Origin of the sequence: Streptomyces zhihengii (genome assembly GCF_016919245.1) — a bacterium.
In the GTDB taxonomy this organism is placed as follows: domain Bacteria; phylum Actinomycetota; class Actinomycetes; order Streptomycetales; family Streptomycetaceae; genus Streptomyces; species Streptomyces zhihengii.
The window spans coordinates 3837180-3857968 of record NZ_JAFEJA010000001.1; the positions used below are offsets into that span (position 1 = coordinate 3837180).

At 73.1% G+C, this 20789-nt stretch carries 14 protein-coding genes and 1 tRNA gene; 1 reads left to right on the forward strand and 14 read right to left on the reverse strand.

Annotated features, from left to right (window positions below):
• Positions 1-305 precede the first annotated feature (305 nt).
• From JE024_RS16085 to JE024_RS16135, 11 genes are all read right to left on the reverse strand, one after another.
• Positions 306-379: transfer RNA gene (locus JE024_RS16085), tRNA-Thr, on the reverse strand.
• Between the two features lie 119 nt (positions 380-498).
• Positions 499-2040, reverse strand: a complete 1542-nt coding sequence (locus JE024_RS16090; RefSeq protein WP_205374249.1) for an alpha/beta hydrolase — start codon at positions 2038-2040, stop codon at positions 499-501.
• A gap of 179 nt (positions 2041-2219) precedes the next feature.
• Positions 2220-3428, reverse strand: coding sequence for a DNA polymerase III subunit delta' (locus JE024_RS16095; RefSeq protein WP_205374250.1), 1209 nt, complete (start codon positions 3426-3428; stop codon positions 2220-2222).
• 187 nt (positions 3429-3615) lie between these two features.
• The gene (gene tmk, locus JE024_RS16100; RefSeq protein ID WP_205374251.1) at positions 3616-6894 is read right to left on the reverse strand and encodes a dTMP kinase; all 3279 of its coding nucleotides are present in this window, start codon (positions 6892-6894) and stop codon (positions 3616-3618) included.
• Between the two features lie 181 nt (positions 6895-7075).
• A complete protein-coding gene (topA, locus tag JE024_RS16105) occupies positions 7076-9907 on the reverse strand; it encodes a type I DNA topoisomerase (protein WP_205374252.1) in 2832 nt (943 codons plus the stop codon).
• 234 nt (positions 9908-10141) lie between these two features.
• Positions 10142-10339, reverse strand: coding sequence for a hypothetical protein (locus JE024_RS16110; protein ID WP_205374253.1), 198 nt, complete (start codon positions 10337-10339; stop codon positions 10142-10144).
• A gap of 404 nt (positions 10340-10743) precedes the next feature.
• Entirely contained in the window at positions 10744-12264 is a 1521-nt protein-coding gene (locus JE024_RS16115) for a DUF7059 domain-containing protein (RefSeq protein ID WP_205374254.1), read from the reverse strand.
• A 142-nt stretch (positions 12265-12406) separates the two neighbouring features.
• The gene (locus JE024_RS16120; RefSeq protein ID WP_205374255.1) at positions 12407-12982 is read right to left on the reverse strand and encodes a small secreted protein; all 576 of its coding nucleotides are present in this window, start codon (positions 12980-12982) and stop codon (positions 12407-12409) included.
• A gap of 187 nt (positions 12983-13169) precedes the next feature.
• Positions 13170-15575 carry a sodium-translocating pyrophosphatase gene (locus tag JE024_RS16125; RefSeq protein ID WP_205374256.1) on the reverse strand — a complete coding sequence of 802 codons (2406 nt, stop codon included), beginning with the start codon at positions 15573-15575 and terminating at the stop codon, positions 13170-13172.
• 475 nt (positions 15576-16050) lie between these two features.
• Positions 16051-16476 carry an ATP-binding protein gene (locus tag JE024_RS16130; protein WP_205374257.1) on the reverse strand — a complete coding sequence of 142 codons (426 nt, stop codon included), beginning with the start codon at positions 16474-16476 and terminating at the stop codon, positions 16051-16053.
• Between the two features lie 93 nt (positions 16477-16569).
• Positions 16570-16923, reverse strand: a complete 354-nt coding sequence (locus JE024_RS16135; protein WP_003967428.1) for an STAS domain-containing protein — start codon at positions 16921-16923, stop codon at positions 16570-16572.
• A gap of 79 nt (positions 16924-17002) precedes the next feature.
• On the opposite strand from JE024_RS16135, the gene sftH reads away from it, so the two are divergent.
• Positions 17003-19489 carry a DEAD/DEAH box helicase gene (gene sftH / locus JE024_RS16140; RefSeq protein ID WP_205374258.1) on the forward strand — a complete coding sequence of 829 codons (2487 nt, stop codon included), beginning with the start codon at positions 17003-17005 and terminating at the stop codon, positions 19487-19489.
• 99 nt (positions 19490-19588) lie between these two features.
• Here the strand turns inward: sftH and JE024_RS16145 are convergent, their stop codons facing one another.
• The 3 genes from JE024_RS16145 to JE024_RS16155 form a co-directional block, all read right to left on the reverse strand.
• Positions 19589-19951, reverse strand: a complete 363-nt coding sequence (locus JE024_RS16145; protein WP_372449812.1) for an Rv3654c family TadE-like protein — start codon at positions 19949-19951, stop codon at positions 19589-19591.
• A gap of 62 nt (positions 19952-20013) precedes the next feature.
• Complete coding sequence (locus JE024_RS16150) at positions 20014-20436, reverse strand: TadE family type IV pilus minor pilin (protein ID WP_205374260.1); 423 nt, start codon at positions 20434-20436, stop codon at positions 20014-20016.
• Positions 20423-20665 (reverse strand): DUF4244 domain-containing protein, encoded by a 243-nt coding sequence (locus tag JE024_RS16155; RefSeq protein WP_205374261.1) that lies wholly within the window; start codon positions 20663-20665, stop codon positions 20423-20425. Before JE024_RS16155 ends, JE024_RS16150 begins: the two co-directional genes overlap by 14 nt.
• Between the last annotated feature and the right edge of the window lie 124 nt (positions 20666-20789).

Genomic DNA, 20789 nt, shown 5'->3' on the forward strand with positions numbered 1-20789 from the left:
GGCAGCGAGACAGGCGTACCCGAGACTCGTTCTCTTGTGAAGTACCTCGCTTGTGGGAACCCACCAACCGCCACGTCGGCGGTGACTCAAAGCGCACCGTCATCCAGCCCTAACTGCACCGACTCGATGGCCCGCTTCCCGCACGCTCGCCCGTCCGCCTTCCAGCACACCCACCGCACGCGTGTCCACCGATTGTCCACCGGCGCCCCTCAGGAACGGTTCTCGTACTGAGCCGCCACTGCAGCACAAGGCAAAGGAAAAGAAAAAACCCCAGGTCACGGCGAGTGAGTCCTGGGGTCATTCCGAGCCGCCTTCGGGATTCGAACCCGAGACCTACGCATTACGAGTGCGTTGCTCTGGCCAACTGAGCTAAGGCGGCACGCTACGGTTCGAGAGACTCGTCCCCGCGGGAGACACGCTCTCATCAGCAGCGGCGCCAAGTCTACAGGGTTCCGCGGGGTGCCCCGAACCACCTCCGGCGAGGGGGCTGTGAGCGGTTCAGCAGCGCTTGCCGTCCTTCGGGGCGGTGCCTTCGAGGAGGTAGGTGTTGATGGCCGTGTCGATGCAGTCGCTGCCCCGGCCGTAGGCGGTGTGCCCGTCGCCGTCGTAGGTCAGCAGCCGTCCGGACTCCAGCTGACCGGCCAGTGCCTCGGCCCACTTGTACGGGGTCGCCGGGTCGCGGGTGGTGCCGACGACCACGATCGGGGCGGCGCCCTTCGCCTCGATGCGGTGGGGCTTGCCGGTCGCCTCCTGCGGCCAGTAGCTGCAGTTCAGAGAGGCGTAGGCGAAGCCCTTGCCGAAGACGGGGGACGCCTTCTCGAATTCGGGGACCGCCGCCCGGACCTCCTCGGCGGAGTCGAAGGCGGGCGGCAGGTCGAGGCAGTTCACCGCGGCGTTGGCGAACATCAGATTGGCGTAGGAGCCGTCGGCCTCGCGCTCGTAGTAGCTGTCCGCCATGGCCAGCAGCGGAGCGCCGTCGCCCTTCTGCGCCGCGCCGAGCGCCGAGCGGAGCTGGGGCCAGGCGCCCTCGTCGTACATGGCGGCGATCACACCGGTGGTGGCCAGCGACTCGCCGAGCGCGCGGCTCTCGCCGGTCGGCACGGGCTTGGCGTCGAGCTGGGCGAAGAACGCCTTGAGGCGCTTGCCCGCGTCGGCCGCCGAGGTGGTGCCCAGCGGGCAGTCCGCCTGCTCGACGCAGTCCGCCGCGAAGGACTGGAAGGCCGTCTCGAAGCCGGCCGTCTGGTCCCTGTTCATGGTGCGGGCGGGCAGCGAGGGGTCCATCGCCCCGTCGAGGACGAGCCGGCCGGTGCGGTCGGGGAAGAGCTCCGCGTAGGTGGCGCCGAGGAAGGTGCCGTACGAGGCGCCGACGTAGTTCAGCTTCTCGTCGCCGAGCACGGCCCGGAGGATGTCCATGTCGCGGGCGGCCTCGACGGTGGAGACGTGCGGCAGCACCTCCCCGGAGCGCTTCTCGCAGCCGGCCGCGAAGCCCTTGAACGCCGTCGTCAGCTTCGAGGTCTCGGCGCTGTCGTCGGGGGTCTGGTCGACCTGGGTGAAGCGGTCCATCTCGGGGCCGGTCAGGCACTCGACGGGCTCGCTGCGGGCGACGCCGCGCGGGTCGACGGCAACCATGTCGTACTGGGCGCGCACCGGCGCCGGATAGCCGATGCCCGCGTACGCCTGGAGGTAGCCCACGGCGGATCCGCCGGGGCCGCCCGGGTTCACCAGCAGGGAGCCGAGGCGCTCTCCGGGGCCGGTGGCCTTCTTGCGGGCGACGGCGAGGTCGATCCGCTCGCCCCCGGCGTCCGCGTAGTCCAGGGGCGCCTTCATGGTGGCGCACTCGAAGCCGGGGACACCGCACTCCCGCCACGTCAGCTTCTGGGAGTAGTACGGCTCCAGCTCGGCCGGGACCGCCCGGCCGACGCCGGACGATCCGGGCTGCGCGGAGCCCGCCGAGGCACCGCCGCCGCTGCAACCGGAGACGAAAAGACCGGCCGTGGCCAGCGGAAGGGCGAAGATGCGGAACAGGCGCCTGGTGTCCATCCATCGGAGCGTAATCGCAGCCGGCCACCGGTGCCCGTCCTTGCTCGTACGGGTGATCCGGTCAAGCACCCGGCCGAAGTCACCCCGGCCGGGGACGTGCGGCGGCTCCCCGCGGGCGGGGAGCGGGCGGGCGGAAAGGAGGGGGGGGCGGGGAGGCGCCGAGGCGCTCGGCGCCGCCGTCAGCCCGCGCGCAGCGAGACCGCCATCGCCTCGACGGCCAGCAGCGGCGCCACGGTGGTGGTGTCCAGCGCCGTGCGGCAGGCGGTGATCGCCTCGATGCGGCGCAGCGTCGCCTCGGGGGCCGACGAGCGGGCGACGCGGTCGAGCGCGTCCCGCAGGTCGCCGTTGGCGAGCGCCACCCGGGAGCCGAGCTGGAGCGCGAGGACGTCGCGGTAGAAGCCGACCAGGTCGGAAAGCGCGAGATCGAGGCTGTCCCGCTGGACGCGGGTCCTGCGGCGCTTCTGGGTGTCCTCCAGCTCCTTCATCGCGCCGGCCGTGCCCCGGGGCATCCGGCCGCCGGCGACGGCGCCGAGGGCCGCCTTGAGGTCCTCGGTCTCCTTGCCGTCCATCTCCTCGGCCATCTGGGCGGCGTCGTCACCGGCGGCGTCGACCAGATCCTGGGCGGCGCGCAGGCACTGCCCGATGTCGTCGACCCGCAGCGGCATCCCGAGCACCGCCTTGCGGCGGGCCCTGGCCCGCTCGTCGGTCGCGAGCCGGCGGGCGCGCTCGATGTGCCCCTGGGTCGCCCGGGCGGCGACCGCCGCGGCCTCGGGCTCGACGCCGTCCCGGCGCACCAGGAGGTCGGCGACGGCGTCGACCGGCGGGGTGCGCAGGGTCAGCAGCCGGCAGCGCGAGCGGATGGTGGGGAGGGTGTCCTCGACGGAGGGCGCGCACAGCAGCCAGACCGTCCGGGGAGCGGGCTCCTCCACCGCCTTGAGGACGGCGTTGGCCGACCGCTCGTTCAGCCGCTCGGCGTCCTCGACGAGGATGATCTGCCAGCGGCCGTTGGCCGGGGAGGTGAACGACTTGCGGACGGTGTCGCGCATGCTCGCGACGAGGATCTGCGAGCCGACGGCGGCGATGGAGCTGACGTCCGCGTGGGTGCCGATCAGGGCCGTGTGGCAGCCGTCGCAGAAGCCGCAGCCCGGGGTCGCGCCGAGGGCGCGGTCGGGGCTGACGCACTGGAGCGCGGCGGCGAACGCGCGGGCGGCCGTGACCCGCCCCGAGCCGGGCGGCCCGGTGAACAGCCAGGCGTGCGTCATCGTCGAACCGTCGGGGGCGGTGCCGCCCTGCGCCTGCGCCGTGACCAGGGCGTCGGCGTCCCGGGCGGCGAGGGACAGCTCCGCCACGACCCGGTCCTGGCCGACCATGTCGTCCCAAACGGCCACGCGCCGTCACCGCCTTTCGTGCTGCGGTCTCCATTGTGGGCCAGGGCACCGACACCGACGGCCGGGCACCCCGTGCCCGGCCGTCGCCCCTGGTGCGGGGCAGGTTGCCCGTCGCCCCTGGTGCGGGGCAGGTTGTGCGCGTCCCTGATGCGGGGCAGGTTGTCCGCGCCCCCGCCGGGCGCCGGTGTCAGCGCCCCCGGCGCCGGCCGCGCTCGTCGTCGTCCTGGTGCGGGCCCAGCAGTTCGTCGGCGAGGGTCGGCAGATCGTCCAGCGGGGTCTCCTCCGCCCAGTCCGAGCGCCGGCGCGAGGGCTCCGCGCCGGGGTCGACCTGCGGGAGCTCGCGGGTGCGCTCGTTCGCACCCTCGCCGCGGCCCTCGTCCCGTCCGTCCCCGGCACGCTCGCGCCCGGACCGCTCGGCACGATCAGACCGCCCGGTCCGCTCGTCGCGCTCCTCGCGATCGCCGTGCTCGCCGCGCTCGTCGCGGAAGAAGTCCGCCGGCACCCGGTCCGCGGGCGCGTCGCTCCGGGAGGCGTCCTCCCGCACGGGCCGCAGCACGGCCGTGTCCTCGACGGCCGGCAGCACCGACGTCTGCGCGTCGGCGGGGTCGGCCGACGGATCGGGGACGCGCGGCAGGACCGCGGTCTCGTCGGACCGGCCCCGGTCCGCGTCGGGCCGGGGGACTTCCCGGGTGATCTCGTCGGAGGCCGTGGGCGGCAGGTCCTCGGGCCGGACGATGGGCGTCGGCACGGTGATCTCGCTCGCGGAGACCTCCTGGGCGGCCGCGGTCGCGGCTGCCTCGGCCTCCGCCCTGCGCCGGGCCTCCTCGGCCGCCAGGCGGGCCTCCTCCTCGGCGGCGCGGCGGGCCGCCTCCGCCTTCAGCAGCGCCTCCTCGGCCTTGCGCTGCTTCTCCAGCCGCCGGGCCTCGGCCTCGGCCCGCAGCCGGGCCTCCTCCTCGGCCTGACGCCGCAGCCGCTCCTGCTCCTCCTGGCGGGCCTGCTCCTCCGCCTCACGGCGGCGGCGCTCCTCCTCGGCACGGAGCCGGGCCTCCTCGGCACGCTGTCGCGCCTCCTCGGCCTGGCGCTCGGCCTCGCGGCGGCGGGCCTCCTCCTCCTCGCGCCGCTTGCGCTCCTCCTCCTCGGCGCGCAGCTTGGCGAGCTGCTCCTGGCGCTCGCGCTCCAGGCGCTCCTCCTCCGCCTTGCGGCGGGCCTCCTCCTCGGCCCTGCGGCGCGCCTCTTCCTCGGCGGCCTTCCGGGCCTCCTCCTGCGCCGTGATCTCGGCGGCGGAGAGCGGCAGGAGCTGGTCGAGCCGGTGGCGTACGACCGTGGTGACCGCCGCGGGCTCCTGGCCCGCGTCGACCACGAGGTAGCGGCCGGGGTCGGCGGCGGCGAGCGTCAGGAAGCCGGTGCGCACCCGCTGGTGGAACTCGGCCGGCTCGGACTCCAGGCGGTCGGGCGCCTCGGTGAAGCGTTCCCGCGCGGCCTCGGGGGAGACGTCGAGCAGCACGGTCAGGTGCGGGACCAGACCGCCGGTGGCCCAGCGGGAGATCCGGGCGATCTCGGTCGGGGACAGATCGCGTCCGGCGCCCTGGTAGGCGACCGACGAGTCGATGTAGCGGTCGGAGATGACGATCGCGCCGCGTTCGAGCGCGGGACGGACCAGGGAGTCGACGTGCTCGGCGCGGTCGGCGGCGTAGAGCAGCGCCTCGGCGCGGTTGGAGAGGCCGGCGCTGGAGACGTCCAGCAGGATCGACCGCAGCCGCTTGCCGACGGGGGTCGCGCCCGGCTCCCGGGTGACGACGACCTCGTGGCCCTTGGCCCTGATCCAGTCGGCGAGCGCCTCGACCTGGGTGGACTTGCCGGCTCCGTCGCCGCCCTCGACGGCGATGAAGAAGCCGCTCGCCGCGGGACGCTGCACCGGGTCGGCGCCGCCGCGCAGCGCGTCGCCCAGGTCGCGGCGGAGCGGGACGCCGGAGCGGTCGTCGGTCTTCGCGAGGACGAGGGCCGCCACGGGCAGCAGCAGCGCGCCCACCAGCATCAGCGTGAACGCCGCCCCGCCGTGGGCGAAGACGAAGTCGCCGCTGGCCAGCCGGTGCGGGCCGATCGCGGCCGCGATCAGGGGGGCCACCACGGCGGCGACGCCGAGGCAGACGCGGACGACGGCCTGGAGGTGCTCGGTGAGCCGGGCGCGGCGGAAGTCCTCGGTCTCCTGGTCGATGAGCACATGACCGGTGTTGGCGGCGACGCCGGCGGCGAGCCCGGCGAGCACTCCGAGGAACAGCACGGTCGCGGTGTCCGGGACGAGCCCCATGGCCAGCAGCGCCACGCCGGTGACGGCGAGGGCCAGCGCCAGGAGGCGGCGTCGGGAGAGCGCGGGCAGCACGGAGCCGGCCGCGCGGATGCCCGCGCCGGTGCCGCCGGTCAGGGCCAGCACGAGGAGCGCGAAGCCGGCCGGCCCCGCGCCGAGGTCGACGGCGTGCAGCACGGCGACGGCCGCGGCCGACGCGATGGCGGCGGTGACGGCGGCACAGGCGAGGACGAAGACCGGGATGCCGCCGGTGCGGCCCTTGTCCGTGCCGTTCCCGGTGGACGGGCGGCGCAGCCCCTCCAGCGGCGAACGCGGGCGCGGGGTCTGCGTGTCGGGGAACTCGACGAACCACAGCGTGGAGACCGAGGCGGCGAAGAGACCGGCGGCGACGTAGGAGCCGAGCGCGGCCTGGTGCAGCGTGAACCACTCGACACCGGTGCCGAGCAGGTTGCTGACGAGCGCGGCCACCAGCAGCACCGCCGCGGCGACGGGCACGACCGCGAACGCCGTACGCGTCCACAGCCTGCGCAGCGCCTCCAGGTGGTCGGGCAGCGGACGCACGGCGGCGCCCTCCAGGGGCGGCGCGGGCAGCAGCGCGGGGGCGGCGCCGTCGCGCGCCACGGTCCAGAAGCGCTCCGCGACGCCGGTCACGAAGACGGTGATGAGCAGGAGCGCGAGCGCGTTGTCCGGTGTCCAGTCGAGCCACAGCGGGGCGACGACCAGCAGGGCGAGCCGGATTCCGTCCGCCCCGATCATGGTCCACCGCCGGTCGAGCGGTCCGCCCGCCGCGGTGAGCGTGGTCATCGGTCCGAGCAGCACGGCCCCGAACAGCAGGGTGGCCAGCACCCGCGCTCCGAGCACGGCGGCCACGGCGAAGCCCGCCCCGCGGTACCCCGTCCCGAGCGTCTCCGACACGACGGCCGCCTGGAGCGCGAGCAGCAGCAGGACGAGGACGCCCAGTGCGTCCCCGATCCCGCCGACCACCTGGGCGTTCCACAGGCGCCTCAGGGGCGCACCGCGCAACAGGGCCCGCACGGCCCGCTCCCGCGAGTCCGCGGCGAGTGCCTCGGTGTCGGTGGTGTCTGAGGAGGCGTCGGAGGCAGTCTCTGCAGCGGTACCCGTGACCGCCTGCTGCTCGGCTGGCTGCTCGGCTCGCGTCATCCGCCCAGCCTATCCGGAGCGTCTTGCTCCCCGACGGGGTGTCCGAACAGACGGACGCTTTTGTCGCAAGAGTGTGAACTCCCACGCCCCCGGTGCCCGGTAACGAAGGGCCCGTGAACGGAAAGAGCCGCTCGCGCCCCGGAGCGTGCGCCCCGGAGCACGAGCGGCTCGTGAACCGGTCCTACTCGTCCGTCGCCGTGGACGACTTGGCCGACGCGGCCGCCTTCTTCGTGGCGGTCGCGGTCTTCTTGGCCGTCGTCGTCTTCTTGGCGGCGGTCTTCTTCGCCGTCGTGGTCTTCTTCGCCGCGGTCTTCTTGGCGGGCGCCTTCTTGGCCGCCTTCTTCGCGGTCTTCTTGGCCGGTCCCTTGGCGCGCTTCTCGGCGAGGAGCTCGTAGCCGCGCTCCGGCGTGATGTCCTCGACGCTGTCACCGGTGCGCAGGGTGGCGTTGGTCTCCCCGTCGGTGACGTAGGGACCGAAGCGGCCGTCCTTGACCACCACGGGACGCTCGCTCACCGGGTCGGTGCCCAGCTCCTTCAGCGGCGGCTTGGCCGCGGCCCGGCCGCGCTGCTTCGGCTGCGCGTAGATCGCGAGGGCCTCGTCCAGCGTGATGGAGAAGAGCTGGTCCTCGTTCTCCAGGGAGCGCGAGTCGGTGCCCTTCTTCAGGTACGGGCCGTAGCGGCCGTTCTGCGCGGTGATCTCCACGCCCTCGGCGTCGGTGCCGACCACCCGCGGCAGGGACATCAGCTTCAGCGCCTCGGCGAGCGTGACCGTGTCGATCGACATGTTCTTGAAGAGCGACGCGGTGCGCGGCTTGACCGCGTTCTTGCCCGTCTTCGGAGTGCCCTCGGGGAGGATCTCCGTGACGTACGGGCCGTAGCGCCCGTCCTTGGCGACGATCTGGTGCCCGCTGACCGGGTCGGTGCCCAGCTCGAAGTCCCCGCTCGGCTTGGCGAGCAGTTCCTCCGCGTGCTCGACGGTGAGCTCGTCCGGGGCGAGGTCGTCCGGGACGTCGGCGCGCTGGTGGCCCTCCGCGTCCTTCTCCCCGCGCTCCACGTAGGGGCCGTAGCGGCCGACGCGCAGCTTGATGTCGTTGCCGACGGGGAAGCTGGAGATCTCCCGGGCGTCGATGGCGCCGAGGTCGGTGACCAGTTCCTTCAGGCCGCCGAGGTGGTCGCCGTCGCCGTTGCCCGCCTCGCTGGCGGCACCGGCGGCGTCGCCCTCGCCGAAGTAGAAGCGCCGCAGCCACGGCACGGCCTGCGCCTCACCGCGTGCGATGCGGTCGAGGTCGTCCTCCATCTTCGCGGTGAAGTCGTAGTCGACGAGCCGGCCGAAGTGCTTCTCCAGCAGGTTGACCACGGCGAAGGAGAGGAAGGACGGGACGAGCGCCGTCCCCTTCTTGAAGACGTACCCCCGGTCGAGGATCGTGCCGATGATCGACGCGTACGTCGACGGGCGGCCGATCTCGCGCTCCTCCAGCTCCTTGACCAGCGAGGCCTCGGTGTAGCGGGCGGGCGGCTTGGTGGCGTGGCCGTCGACGGTGATCTCCTCGGCCGACAGCGCGTCGCCCTCGGTGACCTGCGGCAGCCGGCGCTCACGGTCGTCGAGCTCGGCGTTCGGGTCGTCGGCGCCCTCCACGTAGGCCTTCATGAAGCCGTGGAAGGTGATCGTCTTGCCGGACGCGGTGAACTCGGCGTCGCGGCCGTCCGCGGCACGTCCGCCGATGCGCACGGTGACGCTGTTGCCGACGGCGTCCTTCATCTGGGAGGCGACGGTCCGCTTCCAGATCAGCTCGTACAGCCGGAACTGGTCACCGGTGAGCCCGGTCTCGGCGGGGGTGCGGAAACGATCACCCGAGGGGCGGATCGCCTCGTGCGCCTCCTGGGCGTTCTTGACCTTGCCCGCGTAGGTGCGCGGCTTGTCCGGCAGGTAGTCGGCGCCGTAGAGCTGGGTCACCTGCGCGCGCGCCGCCGTCACGGCGGTGTCGGACAGCGTCGTGGAGTCCGTACGCATGTAGGTGATGAAGCCGTTCTCGTACAGCTTCTGCGCGACCTGCATGGTCGCCTTGGCGCCGAATCCGAGCTTGCGGGACGCCTCCTGCTGGAGGGTCGTCGTACGGAACGGAGCGTAGGGCGAGCGGCGGTACGGCTTGGACTCGACCGAGCGCACCGCGAAGGACGCGCCCTCCAGGGCGGCGGCCAGCGACCGGGCGTTCGCCTCGTCGAGGTGGAGCACCTGGGCGGACTTCAGCCGGCCGTCGGAGCCGAAGTCGCGGCCCTGCGCGACACGCTGCCCGTCGACGGTGTTCAGGCGCGCGGAGAAGGACGAGGGGTCCGAGGCGTCACCGGTGCGGCCGGTGGAGAAGGTGCCGGTCAGGTCCCAGTACTCGGCGGAGCGGAACGCGATGCGCTCCCGCTCCCGCTCGACCACGAGCCGGGTCGCCACGGACTGCACACGGCCGGCGGACAGCCGCGGCATGACCTTCTTCCACAAGACCGGCGAGACCTCGTAGCCGTAGAGGCGGTCGAGGATGCGGCGGGTCTCCTGGGCGTCGACCATGCGCTTGTTCAGCTCGCGCGGGTTGGCGACGGCAGCGCGGATCGCGTCCTTGGTGATCTCGTGGAAGACCATCCGGTGGACGGGGACCTTGGGCTTGAGGACCTCCAGCAGGTGCCACGCGATGGCTTCGCCCTCGCGGTCCTCATCGGTGGCGAGGAAGAGCTCGTCGGACTCCGCGAGCTGTTCCTTCAGCTTCCTGACCTGAGCCTTCTTGTCGGCGTTGACGACATAGATGGGCTGGAAGTCGTGTTCGACGTCGACGCCGAGGCGGCGCACCTCACCCGTGTACTTCTCCGGCACCTCGGCGGCGCCGTTCGGGAGGTCGCGGATGTGCCCGACGCTCGCCTCGACGACATAGCCGGGGCCGAGGTAGCCCTTGATCGTCTTCGCCTTGGCAGGCGACTCGACGATCACGAGTCGGCGGCCGCCCTGTGCGGTCTCGCTGGTCGGGGACAACTTCGCTCTTCTCTCCGGTCGACATTCGATGGGCGCCGTCAGCGCCGCCGCGCGGCGTCCTACCCGTGGGTACAGGCGTTGCGGCACTGCTGTGACGCTGCTGTCGCTGCGGAGTGTGACGGTACAACCCGCCCCCGTGTCAAACGGCAAAAGCCCGCAACGGCCACTCGAACGGTAACCCGACTCCCGCCCTTCATGCCGCCCGGACCGGCACGCCGGCGCCCGGGGCGCATCTCACAGGCGTGCGAAGCACCACACCCCGAGGGTGAGGAAGACCGCACCGAAGCCGAGCCCGAAGGCGGTGGCCGCGGCCGGGCTCACGCCGTGCGCCACGGGTGCCCGGTGCGCGAGCCGTACCCCCGTCCACAGCAGCAGCCCGGCTCCGAACAGCGCGAATGCCGCCCCGGCGAAGATCGCTGGTCCGCTCTCCATGCCCCTACCCGGCCCTTCCCTGACGCCTCGGTCGTCCGGAGGCCGAGGCTGGCACCCCGGAGCGTCACCGGCGCGAATTCCGGGTGAACGGCGCGTGGGTTCACCCGGCCGGTCGCCTGCGCGGCCGTTCCGGACGGATTCCCTCCATTTCGCGCCGCACCGAAAACCCGGGGCGGCGGGGTCCGGAAGCCGGGAAATGCCCGCAATCGGAACATTGGCCGGATCGACGACCTCGGCTGACGCGAATCCGACCCCCGCGAGGGGTCACCCGAGGCCGTAGGGAGCCCGCCACTCGTGGGCGCGCGGGGCCGGGAGCGGGCCGGGCCCGCGAGCGCCACCCGCGGAGGACGGGCCGGGCCCCGCGAGGGCCACCCGCGGAGGGGCGGTACCGCGGGGGGCTGCGGTCACCCGGTCGGACCGGACTCCGCCGGGACGAGGAAGCCCTCCTCCACCAGCAGACGCAGCGCACGCGGAGTGCGGTCGCGCAGCAGCACCGGGTCCTCGTCGATGAGCTGCGCGATGGCGTCGAGGATCCGGCCGGCGCTCAGCGTCCCGTCGCACGCCCCGGCGAAACCGGCGCCGACGGTGTCCACCGTGGTCGCCCGCCGCATCCCGCGGTGCCGCCGCAGCACCACATGCTCCGGGTCCTCCGCACCGGGCGGGCCGACCTGCTCCTGCACCACGTCGGGGGCGAGCACGAAGCGGTCCGCGAGCAGCGCCGCGTCGTCGCTGGCCCGCAGGTAGTCCTGGCGGTCGAAATGGGCGCGCACGCTCACGCCGAGCGGCTGCTCCACGGGGTGCGGCCATTCCTCGGTCACGACGGAGGGGCGCTCGGAGCCGGACTTGCGCAGGGTGATCCAGCCGAAGCCCACCGCCTTGGTCCCGCGCGCCTCGAACTCGTCGAGCCATGCGTCGTACCGGGCCGCGTAGGCCGCGGGGTCGGCCCGGTGGTCGCCGCTGTCGCGCAGCCACAGCTCGGCGTACTGGGTCACGTCCTGCACCTCGCGCTGGACGATCCAGGCGTCGCAGCCGCGGGGCACCCAGGAACGGAGCCGCTCCTGCCAGTCCTCCCCCTCCACGTGCTGCCAGTTGGCGAGGAACTGGGCGTAACCCCCGTCGTTGAGCCGTTCCCCGGCCTGCTGGACGAGTGAGCGGCACAGGTCGTCGCCGCCCATCCCGCCGTCCCGGTAGGTGAGCCGGGCGCCGGGGGAGATGACGAACGGCGGGTTGGACACGATCAGGTCGTACGTCTCGGCGCCGGCCGGCTCGAACAGCGACCCCTCGCGCAGATCGGCCTCCCGCGCCCCGGAGAGGGCGAGGGTGAGCCGGGTGAAGTCGAGCGCCCGCGGATTCAGATCGGTGGCCGTGACCCTGGTGGCGTGCTGTGCGGCGTGCAGGGCCTGGATGCCCGAACCGGTGCCGACGTCGAGCGCGGACGCCACCGGCGTGCGCACGGTGATCCCGGCGAGCGTGGTCGACGCGCCGCCGACCCCGAGGACGACGCCCTTGCCCTGGCCGCCCGCCCCGCCGGCGCCGCCGACCGCGCAGCCGAGGTCGGAGACGATGAACCAGTCCTGGCCCTCCGGCCCTCCGTAGGGCCGGACGTCCACGGTCGCCCGCACCTCGTCGCCGTCGCGCACCAGCCAGCCGTCGGCGAGGCATTCCTCCAGCGGCAGTGCCGTGCGGGCCCGCTGACGGGCGACGGGCCGCTGGAGCAGGAACAGCCGCACCAGCGCGGACAGCACGCCGTCCTCGCGGGTCGCGCGCAGGGCCGGCACGGTCTCGCTGCGGGCCAGCGCCGTGTAGGCGGGGGCGCCGAGCAGGTCGAGCAGGCCGTCGGCGGTGAAGTCGGCGGCGAGGAAGGCGTCACGGAGCCGCGGGGCGAGGCCGGGCGAGGGAAGACTGGGCGTACTCACGGACCCCATTGTGTCCGCCGCCGGCCGCGGACGCCGCACTCCGCCCTGCCGGTGCCGCGGCGCAGGGAACCCGAGGCGGGCCGCGGGCGGCAGGCGAGCGCACGGCCCGGCCGCGAGGGCGGCCGGGCCGTGGGCACATCAGGTGCGGGGGTCAGGAGGCGGAGGCCCCTTCGGCGGAGTTCGACGCCTCGGCGCGCTGGCAGCCCGGCTGCTTCGCCATGGCCGTCCCCAGCTCACCGGACTGGAGCTTGGCGAGCGCGGCCTGGTCCATCCGCTCGATCTTCTTCAGCCCGTCCGCGACCTCCTGGAGGCCGTCGGCGAACTTCTGCTGGTCCTCCGGGTTCAGACCGTCGATCTGCTCCTTCAGCTTCAGGTACTCGGCCGCCGTGGCGTCGAGTTCCTTCACCGCGTCGTTCTGGAGCTTCTCGCCGTCGTCGACCGGCGGGACGCCCGCGTCGCGCACGGCCTTGGCAAGTGCCTTGTCCGCGGCGGCGATGTCGGCGAACGCCTTGGAGTCGGCGGCCTGGATGTCGGCGGGCTTGCCGTCGGCAGCCGTCGAGATGATGGCCTGCTGGGCGTCGGCCCGCTTCTGGATCTGCGGCTTCGCCTGGTCGCAGACCTTCTTGGCCCAGTCGTTGACCTTTTCCTCGCTGTCGTCGCCGCATCCCGACAGCACCAGTACCAGTACCGCACCGCCGGACAGCGCGGCCGCAAACTTCTTGTTCACCGGATCGGTCCCTTCCAAGGCTCTCGGCCCCGGAACATACACGCCATGTGGGCGACAACCGCATGCCGGGAGTCCGGTTCATGGGCTTTTAAAGCCATTTGCACCAAGGGAGACAAGGCTCACCCGGAAGCACGAGCGGGCGGACGCCGCATCAATCCGCGACGCCCGCCCGTCCGTTGAGCACATGTCAGGAAACCACCGCCGGATCCGGTGACTGCGCGTTGCGCTCGGCGGTGCTGCCGTCGTCGTCGTCCGCGACGATGCCGCGCCGCTTGGAGAGGTACACCGCGCCCACGATGATCAGTATCGAGAGCACGGCCACCAGCGCCCGCACGCCGGCGCTGGAGTCGTCCCCGTAGCTGAACTGGACGATCGCCGGCGCGATGAGCAGGGCGACCAGGTTCATCACCTTCAGCAGCGGGTTGATCGCCGGGCCGGCGGTGTCCTTGAACGGGTCGCCGACCGTGTCCCCGATCACCGTCGCCTCATGGGCCTCGCTGCCCTTGCCGCCGTGGTGGCCGTCCTCCACCAGCTTCTTGGCGTTGTCCCAGGCGCCTCCGGAGTTGGCGAGGAAGACCGCCATCAGGGTGCCGGTGCCGATGGCTCCCGCGAGGAAGGCCCCGAGGGCACCGACGCCCAGCGAGAAGCCGACCGCGATCGGTGTCAGCACCGCCAGCAGCCCCGGCGTGGCGAGCTCCCGGAGCGCGTCCTTGGTGCAGATGTCGACCACCCGGCCGTACTCCGGCTTCTCCGTGTGGTCCATGATCCCGGGGTGCTCGCGGAACTGCCGCCGCACCTCGTAGACCACCGCGCCGGCGGAACGCGACACCGCGTTGATCGCCAGCCCGGAGAAGAGGAAGACGACCGCGGCGCCGAGCACCAGACCGACCAGGTTGTTGGGCTGCGAGATGTCCATCACCAGGTTCGTCGGAGCGCCGTCGCCGAGCTTCTCCCCGACGTCACGGGCCGCGGTGGCGATGGCGTCGCGGTACGAGCCGAAGAGCGCGGCCGCCGCGAGGACGGCCGTGGCGATGGCGATGCCCTTGGTGATGGCCTTGGTGGTGTTGCCGACGGCGTCCAGGTCGGTGAGGACCTGCGCGCCCGCCCCGGTGACGTCACCGGACATCTCGGCGATGCCCTGGGCGTTGTCGGAGACCGGTCCGAAGGTGTCCATGGCGACGATGACGCCGACCGTGGTGAGCAGACCAGTGCCGGCCAGGGCCACCGCGAACAGCGCCAGCATGATCGAGGTGCCGCCGAGCAGGAACGCCCCGTACACCCCGAGCCCGATCAGCAGCGCGGTGTAGACGGCCGATTCGAGGCCGATCGCGATGCCGGCCAGCACGACCGTGGCCGGGCCGGTCAGCGACGACTTGCCGATGTCCCGGACGGGGCGGCGGCTGGTCTCGGTGAAGTAGCCGGTGAGCTGCTGGATCAGCGCCGCCAGCACGATGCCGATGGCGACGGCGACGAGCGCGAGGATCCGCGGGTCCCCGTCGTGCGCGGCAACGGCCGCGTCGCCCACGCCGTCGAGCTCCGCGTAGGTGGCGGGCAGATAGGCGAACACCGCCACGGCGACCAGGGCGAGCGAGATCACCGCCGAGACGAAGAAGCCGCGGTTGATGGCGGTCATCCCGCTGCGGTCGGCGCGCCGCGGGGCGACCGCGAAGATGCCGATCATCGCGGTGACCACGCCGATCGCCGGGACGATGAGCGGGAAGGCGAGCCCGGCGTCGCCGAAGGCGGCCTTGCCCAGGATGAGCGCGGCGACCAGGGTCACGGCGTACGACTCGAAGAGGTCGGCCGCCATGCCGGCGCAGTCCCCGACGTTGTCGCCCACGTTGTCGGCGATGGTCGCCGCGTTGCGGGGGTCGTCCTCGGGGATGCCCTGCTCGACCTTGCCGACCAGGTCGGCGCCCACGTCCGCGGCCTTGGTGAAGATGCCTCCGCCGACACGCATGAACATCGCGATCAGCGCGGCGCCCAGGCCGAAGCCCTCCAGCACCTTGGGCGCGTCGGCCGCGTAGACCAGCACGACGCAGGAGGCGCCGAGCAGACCGAGGCCGACGGTGAACATGCCGACCACGCCGCCCGTACGAAAGGCGATCTTCATCGCCTTGTGGGCGACGAGTGTCAGATCCTTTTCCGGCTCGCCTTCCGCGGGAGTTGCTTCCCGGGCCGCGGCCGCGACGCGCACATTCGCCCGTACGGCGAGCCGCATTCCGATGTATCCGGTGGCCGCCGAGAAGAGCGCACCCACCAGGAAGAACACGGAACGGCCCACCCGCTGCGACCAGTCGTCGGCAGGGAGGAGCAGCAGAAGGAAGAACACCACGACGGCGAAGATCCCGAGTGTGCGGAGCTGCCGTGCGAGATACGCATTCGCGCCCTCCTGCACCGCGGCCGCGATCTTCTTCATGGATTCGGTGCCCTCACCCGCGGCGAGCACCTGGCGTACCAGCAGCTGGGCGACGACCAGGGCGGCCAGGGCGACGACCGCGATGACGACGACGATCACACGGTTTTCGTCGGTGAGAACCGCCGCAGCGTGAGAAGTGGGATGATCGGCCAGTTGAGTGAAGAGCCCCGCCATTCGTCCTCCTTGACGTTCAGAGCTCAAGATGTGGACGGATTGTAGGGAGCGGAACCCGATCAAAACAGAGCGCGACAAATTCAATTGACCTTGATGTGTCGCACGGAAAATGATCAGGACACGAAAATGCCCACGAAAGCAGTAATGCGACTGAGGCATTCGGGCTTGATCGGTGATCTCCGGCGACACGAAAAAGGCCCTGCTCAGCAGGGCCTTTTTCTATGGGATCGAGCGGGGCGGCGGGAGATCGACGGCGATGAATTCCCCGCGATCACCGGCCGGGCCGGGCGCGCGGGGCCGTGGCGCGTCCGCCGGAAACTGTCCGGTCCGCCACCCCGCGACGGGGGTGGCCCGCCCCGGACAGGGGCACGGGACAGCAGTCGGGCGGATTTGGCCGGAGAGGTTTGCGCCGAACGGGTGACACCGTGGCGGACGGGTGTCCGGCGGGTGCGCTCCGCCGGGATGCGCGGGGGTGTCAGGGGGCGACGACCGGAGGCGCCGACACGGGCCAGCTCATCCGGATGACCCCGCCGCCGTCACTGGAGGAGACCTCCACGTCGTCGACGAGTCCGCTGATGACCGCGAGACCCATCTCGTCCTCGCCGTCGCCCTCGTCGTCGGAGCGTCCGGAGGCAGCCCCGGAACCGACGGTGGTCACCTCGTCGCCGACCTCGATCGAGAAGGTCTTCTCCTCCTCGGAGAGGACGACGCGGACCGGCGCGGTGACGCCATGGCTGCGGTGCAGGCCGACCGCGCGACTGCACGCCTCACCCACGGCGAGGCGCACCTCGTCCAGCACCGCCTCGTCGACCCCGGCCCGGCGCGCCACGGCGGCGGCGACAAGCCTGGCCGTCCTGACGTGCTCCGGCTGAGCGCTGAAGCGGAGCTCAACGGTGGCCATGCGTGATCCCCCTCGAACATGCGAGCGTGCGTGTGTGGAGGCCCGGGCTGGATGCCCGGTGCCCCTCCTGCTTCCGGTTGCCCCGGACGACCGTCAGTCGGTCGCCGCGACAGCCTCGTCGACCGTGGTGTGAATCGGGAACACCTTGGTCAGGCCCGTGATCCGGAAGATCTTGAGGATGCGCTCCTGGTTGCACACCAGGCGCAGCGAGCCCTCATGGGCACGCACCCTCTTGAGACCTCCGACGAGCACGCCGAGGCCGGTGGAGTCGAGGAAGTCCACGCCCTCCATGTCGACGACAAGGTGGTAGCTGCCGTCGTTCACCAACTCGACCAACTGCTCGCGCAGCTTGGGCGCGGTATAGACATCAATCTCGCCACCGACCTCGACGACCGTACGGTCGCCACCAGGGCCGGACACATTGCGAGTCGACAGGGACAGGTCCACGGATCCTCCAGCACCTTGCTATCGAGCGGCCGCCCCCTGAGGTCTCCCCGACGGAGCCGGAGGACGGTCGCCAGCCGCGATGGCATTCAATCACTTACCAGCAGCCATGCACGACGCCTTGGGACCATTGTCCGTCACGCCGGTGACACACTCGGTGCCGATGGCCAAGAATTTCCGTCCCAGTCGACCTCCCGAGAACGGGGAGACCCGCCCTTCCCCCGGTGCGGTCCTCGACCGGCTCACCGCGGGGGCGAACCGGGCTGCGCGCATCACTCATACGGAGCACTTGCCCCCGCGACCGGGCAGGCATGCCGTCTGGCCCGACCGCATCCGCGCCGAGGTCGTCGCCGCCGTCCAGGCGGCGGGGATCGACCACCCCTGGGTCCATCAGGCGGCCGCGGCGGAGCACGCGCTGGACGGCGAATCCGTGGTCATCGCGACCGGCACCGCCTCGGGGAAGTCCCTGTCGTACCTGGCGCCCGTGCTCAGCACCCTGCTCGACGGGGCCGAGGCCCCGAACGGCCGGGGCACCACGGCCCTCTACCTGGCCCCCACCAAGGCCCTGGCCGCCGACCAGCGGCGCGCCGTCAGAGAGCTGGCGGCGCCCCTGGGCAACCGGATCCGCCCCGCGGTCTACGACGGGGACACCCCCGTCGAGGAGCGCGAATGGGTGCGCCAGTACGCCAACTACGTGCTCACCAACCCCGACATGCTCCATCGCGGGATACTCCCGTCCCACCCGCGCTGGTCCTCCTTCCTCCGCTCGCTGCGCTACGTGGTGATCGACGAATGCCACACCTACCGGGGCGTCTTCGGCTCCCACGTCGCCCAGGTACTGCGCCGGCTCCGCCGCCTGTGCGCCCGCTACGGGGCGGACCCGGTCTTCCTGCTCGCGTCGGCCACCTCGGCCGACCCCGCCGTCTCGGCCGGCCGCCTCACCGGCCTGCCCGTCCGGGAGGTGGCCGACGACGCCTCGCCGCGCGGCGAGCTCGTCTTCGCGCTGTGGGAGCCGCCGCTGACCGAACTGCACGGCGAGAAGGGCGCGCCCGTGCGGCGCACCGCGACCGCCGAGACGGCCGACCTGCTGACGGATCTGACCGTGCAGGGCGTGCGCAGCGTCGCCTTCGTCCGCTCCCGCCGGGGCGCCGAGCTCATCTCCGTCATCGCCAAGGAGCGCCTCGCCGAGGTCGACCGCTCGCTGCCCCGGCGTGTCGCGGCCTACCGGGGCGGCTACCTGCCGGAGGAGCGCCGCGCCCTCGAACGCGCCCTCCACTCGGGTGAGCTCCTCTGCCTCGCCGCCACGACCGCGCTCGAACTGGGCGTCGACGTCGCCGGACTCGACGCCGTGGTCATCGCCGGCTATCCGGGCACCCGCGCCTCGCTGTGGCAGCAGGCGGGCCGCGCCGGCCGCTCGGGGCAGGGCGCGCTGGCGGTCCTCGTGGCCAGGGACGACCCGCTGGACACCTTCCTCGTGCACCACCCGGAGGCGCTGTTCGAGCGGCCGGTGGAGTCGACCGTGCTGGACCCGGACAACCCCTACGTCCTCGCCCCGCATCTGTGCGCGGCGGCCTCCGAACTCCCCCTCACCGAGGCCGACCTCGACCTCTTCGGCCCCGCGGCGGCCGGGCTGATGCCCCAGCTCGAGACCGCCGGGCTGCTGCGCCGGCGCCCGTCCGGCTGGCACTGGACCCGGCGCGAGCGTGCCGCCGACCTCACCGACATCCGCGGCGGGGGCGGCCGCCCGGTGCAGATCGTCGAGGCGGGCACCGGGAGGCTGCTCGGCACGGTGGACGAAGGCGCGGCCCACACGGCCGTGCACGACGGCGCGGTCCACCTCCACCAGGGCCGTACGTACCTGGTGCGCAAGCTTGACCTGGAGGACTCCGTGGCCCTGGTCGAGGAGGCGGCCCCGCCGTACTCGACCACTGCGCGGGACACCACCGCCATCTCCGTCCTGGAGACCGACACCGAGATCCCCTGGGGCCAGGGGCGCCTCTGCTACGGCTCCGTCGAGGTCACCAACCAGGTCGTCTCCTTCCTTCGCCGCAGGGTCGTCACCGGGGAGGTCCTCGGCGAGACCAAGCTCGACCTGCCGCCGCGCACCCTGCGCACCCGGGCCGTGTGGTGGACGGTCACCGAGGACCAGCTCGACGCGGCCCGGGTGAACCCCGAGCAGCTCGGCGGGGCCCTGCACGCGGCCGAGCACGCGTCCATCGGCATGCTGCCGCTGTTCGCCACCTGCGACCGGTGGGACATCGGCGGGGTGTCCGTGCCCCTGCATCCGGACACCCTGCTCCCGACGGTGTTCGTGTACGACGGCCACCCGGGCGGCGCGGGCTTCGCCGAGCGCGCGTTCCACACCGCCGAGGAGTGGCTCACCGCCACTCGTGAGGCCATCGCGTCCTGCGAGTGCGACGCGGGGTGTCCTTCGTGCATCCAGTCCCCCAAGTGCGGCAACGGCAACGATCCCCTGCACAAGCGCGGCGCGGTCCGGCTCCTCACGGAGCTGCTGCGCGGCGCCCCGGCCCGGCAGGCGCCCCCCTCGCCGGACGGCGAGGGCACCTGACAGCCGGGCCCTCCGGCAGGCGTCGGGGGCGGGAGGGCCCCGGGCCGAGGCTGGGCTGGGGCTTGGGGCCGGGGCGACGGTGCCGGTGCCGGAACGGGCCTACCCGCCGTCGGTTGGCGGCATCGGGGTGCCCTCCGGGGGCCGCGTGGCCGCCGGCGGAGGGGCGGCGACGGGCGGGCCGGCCCTCGACCTGATCCGGGGCGCGTACGGCCCCACACGGACCCGCACCGTGACGTCGGCGACCTCGCCCGTCACCGCGCACCGCACCACCTCGGCGCCCTGCGCCCCGGCGACGCGCTCGGCGGCGCCGCAGGCGGCGGCACCGCCCCGCAGGGCCCGGTCGGCCGCCGCCAGCGCGGCGAGGTCGGCCGCCGCGCCGGCCCGGTGCCGGGCGACGACCGCCTGGCCCATGGCGAGCACGGCCGCGAACACGACGCACAGCACACTGGTCGCACACGCCACCCAGACAGTGGCCGCGCCCCTGTCCCGCATCCTCACGGCGCCCACAGCCCTGTCCCGCGTCCTCACGGCGCCCGCACCCCTTCGCGCGCGCCGGCAGCGGGGCGCCCGGCGGCGCCCGCCGGCTCCCGGCCGACGCTGTCCTCGGCGAGAGCCGCCGCCCGGGCGCCGAGCGTCAGCGTGAGGGCCCCCGGGCCCGGCGACCGCGCCTCGACCTCCACCCGCCAGAGGTCCCCGTCCCGGGCCAGGGTGACCCGTGCGCCGTCCGGCGCGGCCGACCGGGCGGCGGCCAGGGCGGCCGGTCCCGGTTCCGACCTCGCGGCGGCACGCGCGCCCGCCCGTGCCGCGTCCACGCACTGGATCTGCGCGGCGGCCGCCATCAGCGCCCACACCAGGGCGAGGGCGAACACGACCAGGGCCGGCAGTGCCACGGCCGCCTCGGCGGTGACCGAGCCCCGGTCACCACGACCGGCTTCAGAACTGGGCATCGAGGGCCTTGCCGATCACCGATTCGAGTGCGCCGGAGACCGCGCCGCTGGTGATCACCTTGTAGAGCACCGCGGCGAAAGCGCAGGCGGCGATGGTGCCCATGGCGTACTCGGACGTGGTCATGCCCCGGTCCCGACGCGACGCGGCAGGCATCAGGCGGGCGCGGATCCCTCCCGCGAGGCGGGGGCAGGGCACACGGCGCAGGGTGTGACGGATCGTCTTCCACATGGTGGACTCCTGGTCTGAGAGAGCGTTGAGAGCTTCTGGCTCGGTGAGTTGAGGAAGCGCGTGCGACCGGAAGCGGTGCACGGCGGTGGGTGGCGACGGCCCACCCGCGAGGGCGCGGCGCCGC

Bases quoted from the DNA above. Each gene is read 5' to 3' on its own strand.
- JE024_RS16090 (WP_205374249.1), bottom strand. From the start codon at position 2,040: ATGGACACCAGGCGCCTGTTCCGCATCTTCGCCCTTCCGCTGGCCACG.
- tmk (WP_205374251.1), bottom strand. From the start codon at position 6,894: ATGACGCGAGCCGAGCAGCCAGCCGAGCAGCAGGCGGTCACGGGTACC.
- JE024_RS16110 (WP_205374253.1), bottom strand. From the start codon at position 10,339: ATGGAGAGCGGACCAGCGATCTTCGCCGGGGCGGCATTCGCGCTGTTC.
- JE024_RS16115 (WP_205374254.1), bottom strand. From the start codon at position 12,264: ATGGGGTCCGTGAGTACGCCCAGTCTTCCCTCGCCCGGCCTCGCCCCG.
- JE024_RS16125 (WP_205374256.1), bottom strand. From the start codon at position 15,575: ATGGCGGGGCTCTTCACTCAACTGGCCGATCATCCCACTTCTCACGCT.
- JE024_RS16130 (WP_205374257.1), bottom strand. From the start codon at position 16,476: ATGGCCACCGTTGAGCTCCGCTTCAGCGCTCAGCCGGAGCACGTCAGG.
- sftH (WP_205374258.1), top strand. From the start codon at position 17,003: ATGGCATTCAATCACTTACCAGCAGCCATGCACGACGCCTTGGGACCA.
- JE024_RS16150 (WP_205374260.1), bottom strand. From the start codon at position 20,436: ATGCCCAGTTCTGAAGCCGGTCGTGGTGACCGGGGCTCGGTCACCGCC.
- JE024_RS16155 (WP_205374261.1), bottom strand. From the start codon at position 20,665: ATGTGGAAGACGATCCGTCACACCCTGCGCCGTGTGCCCTGCCCCCGC.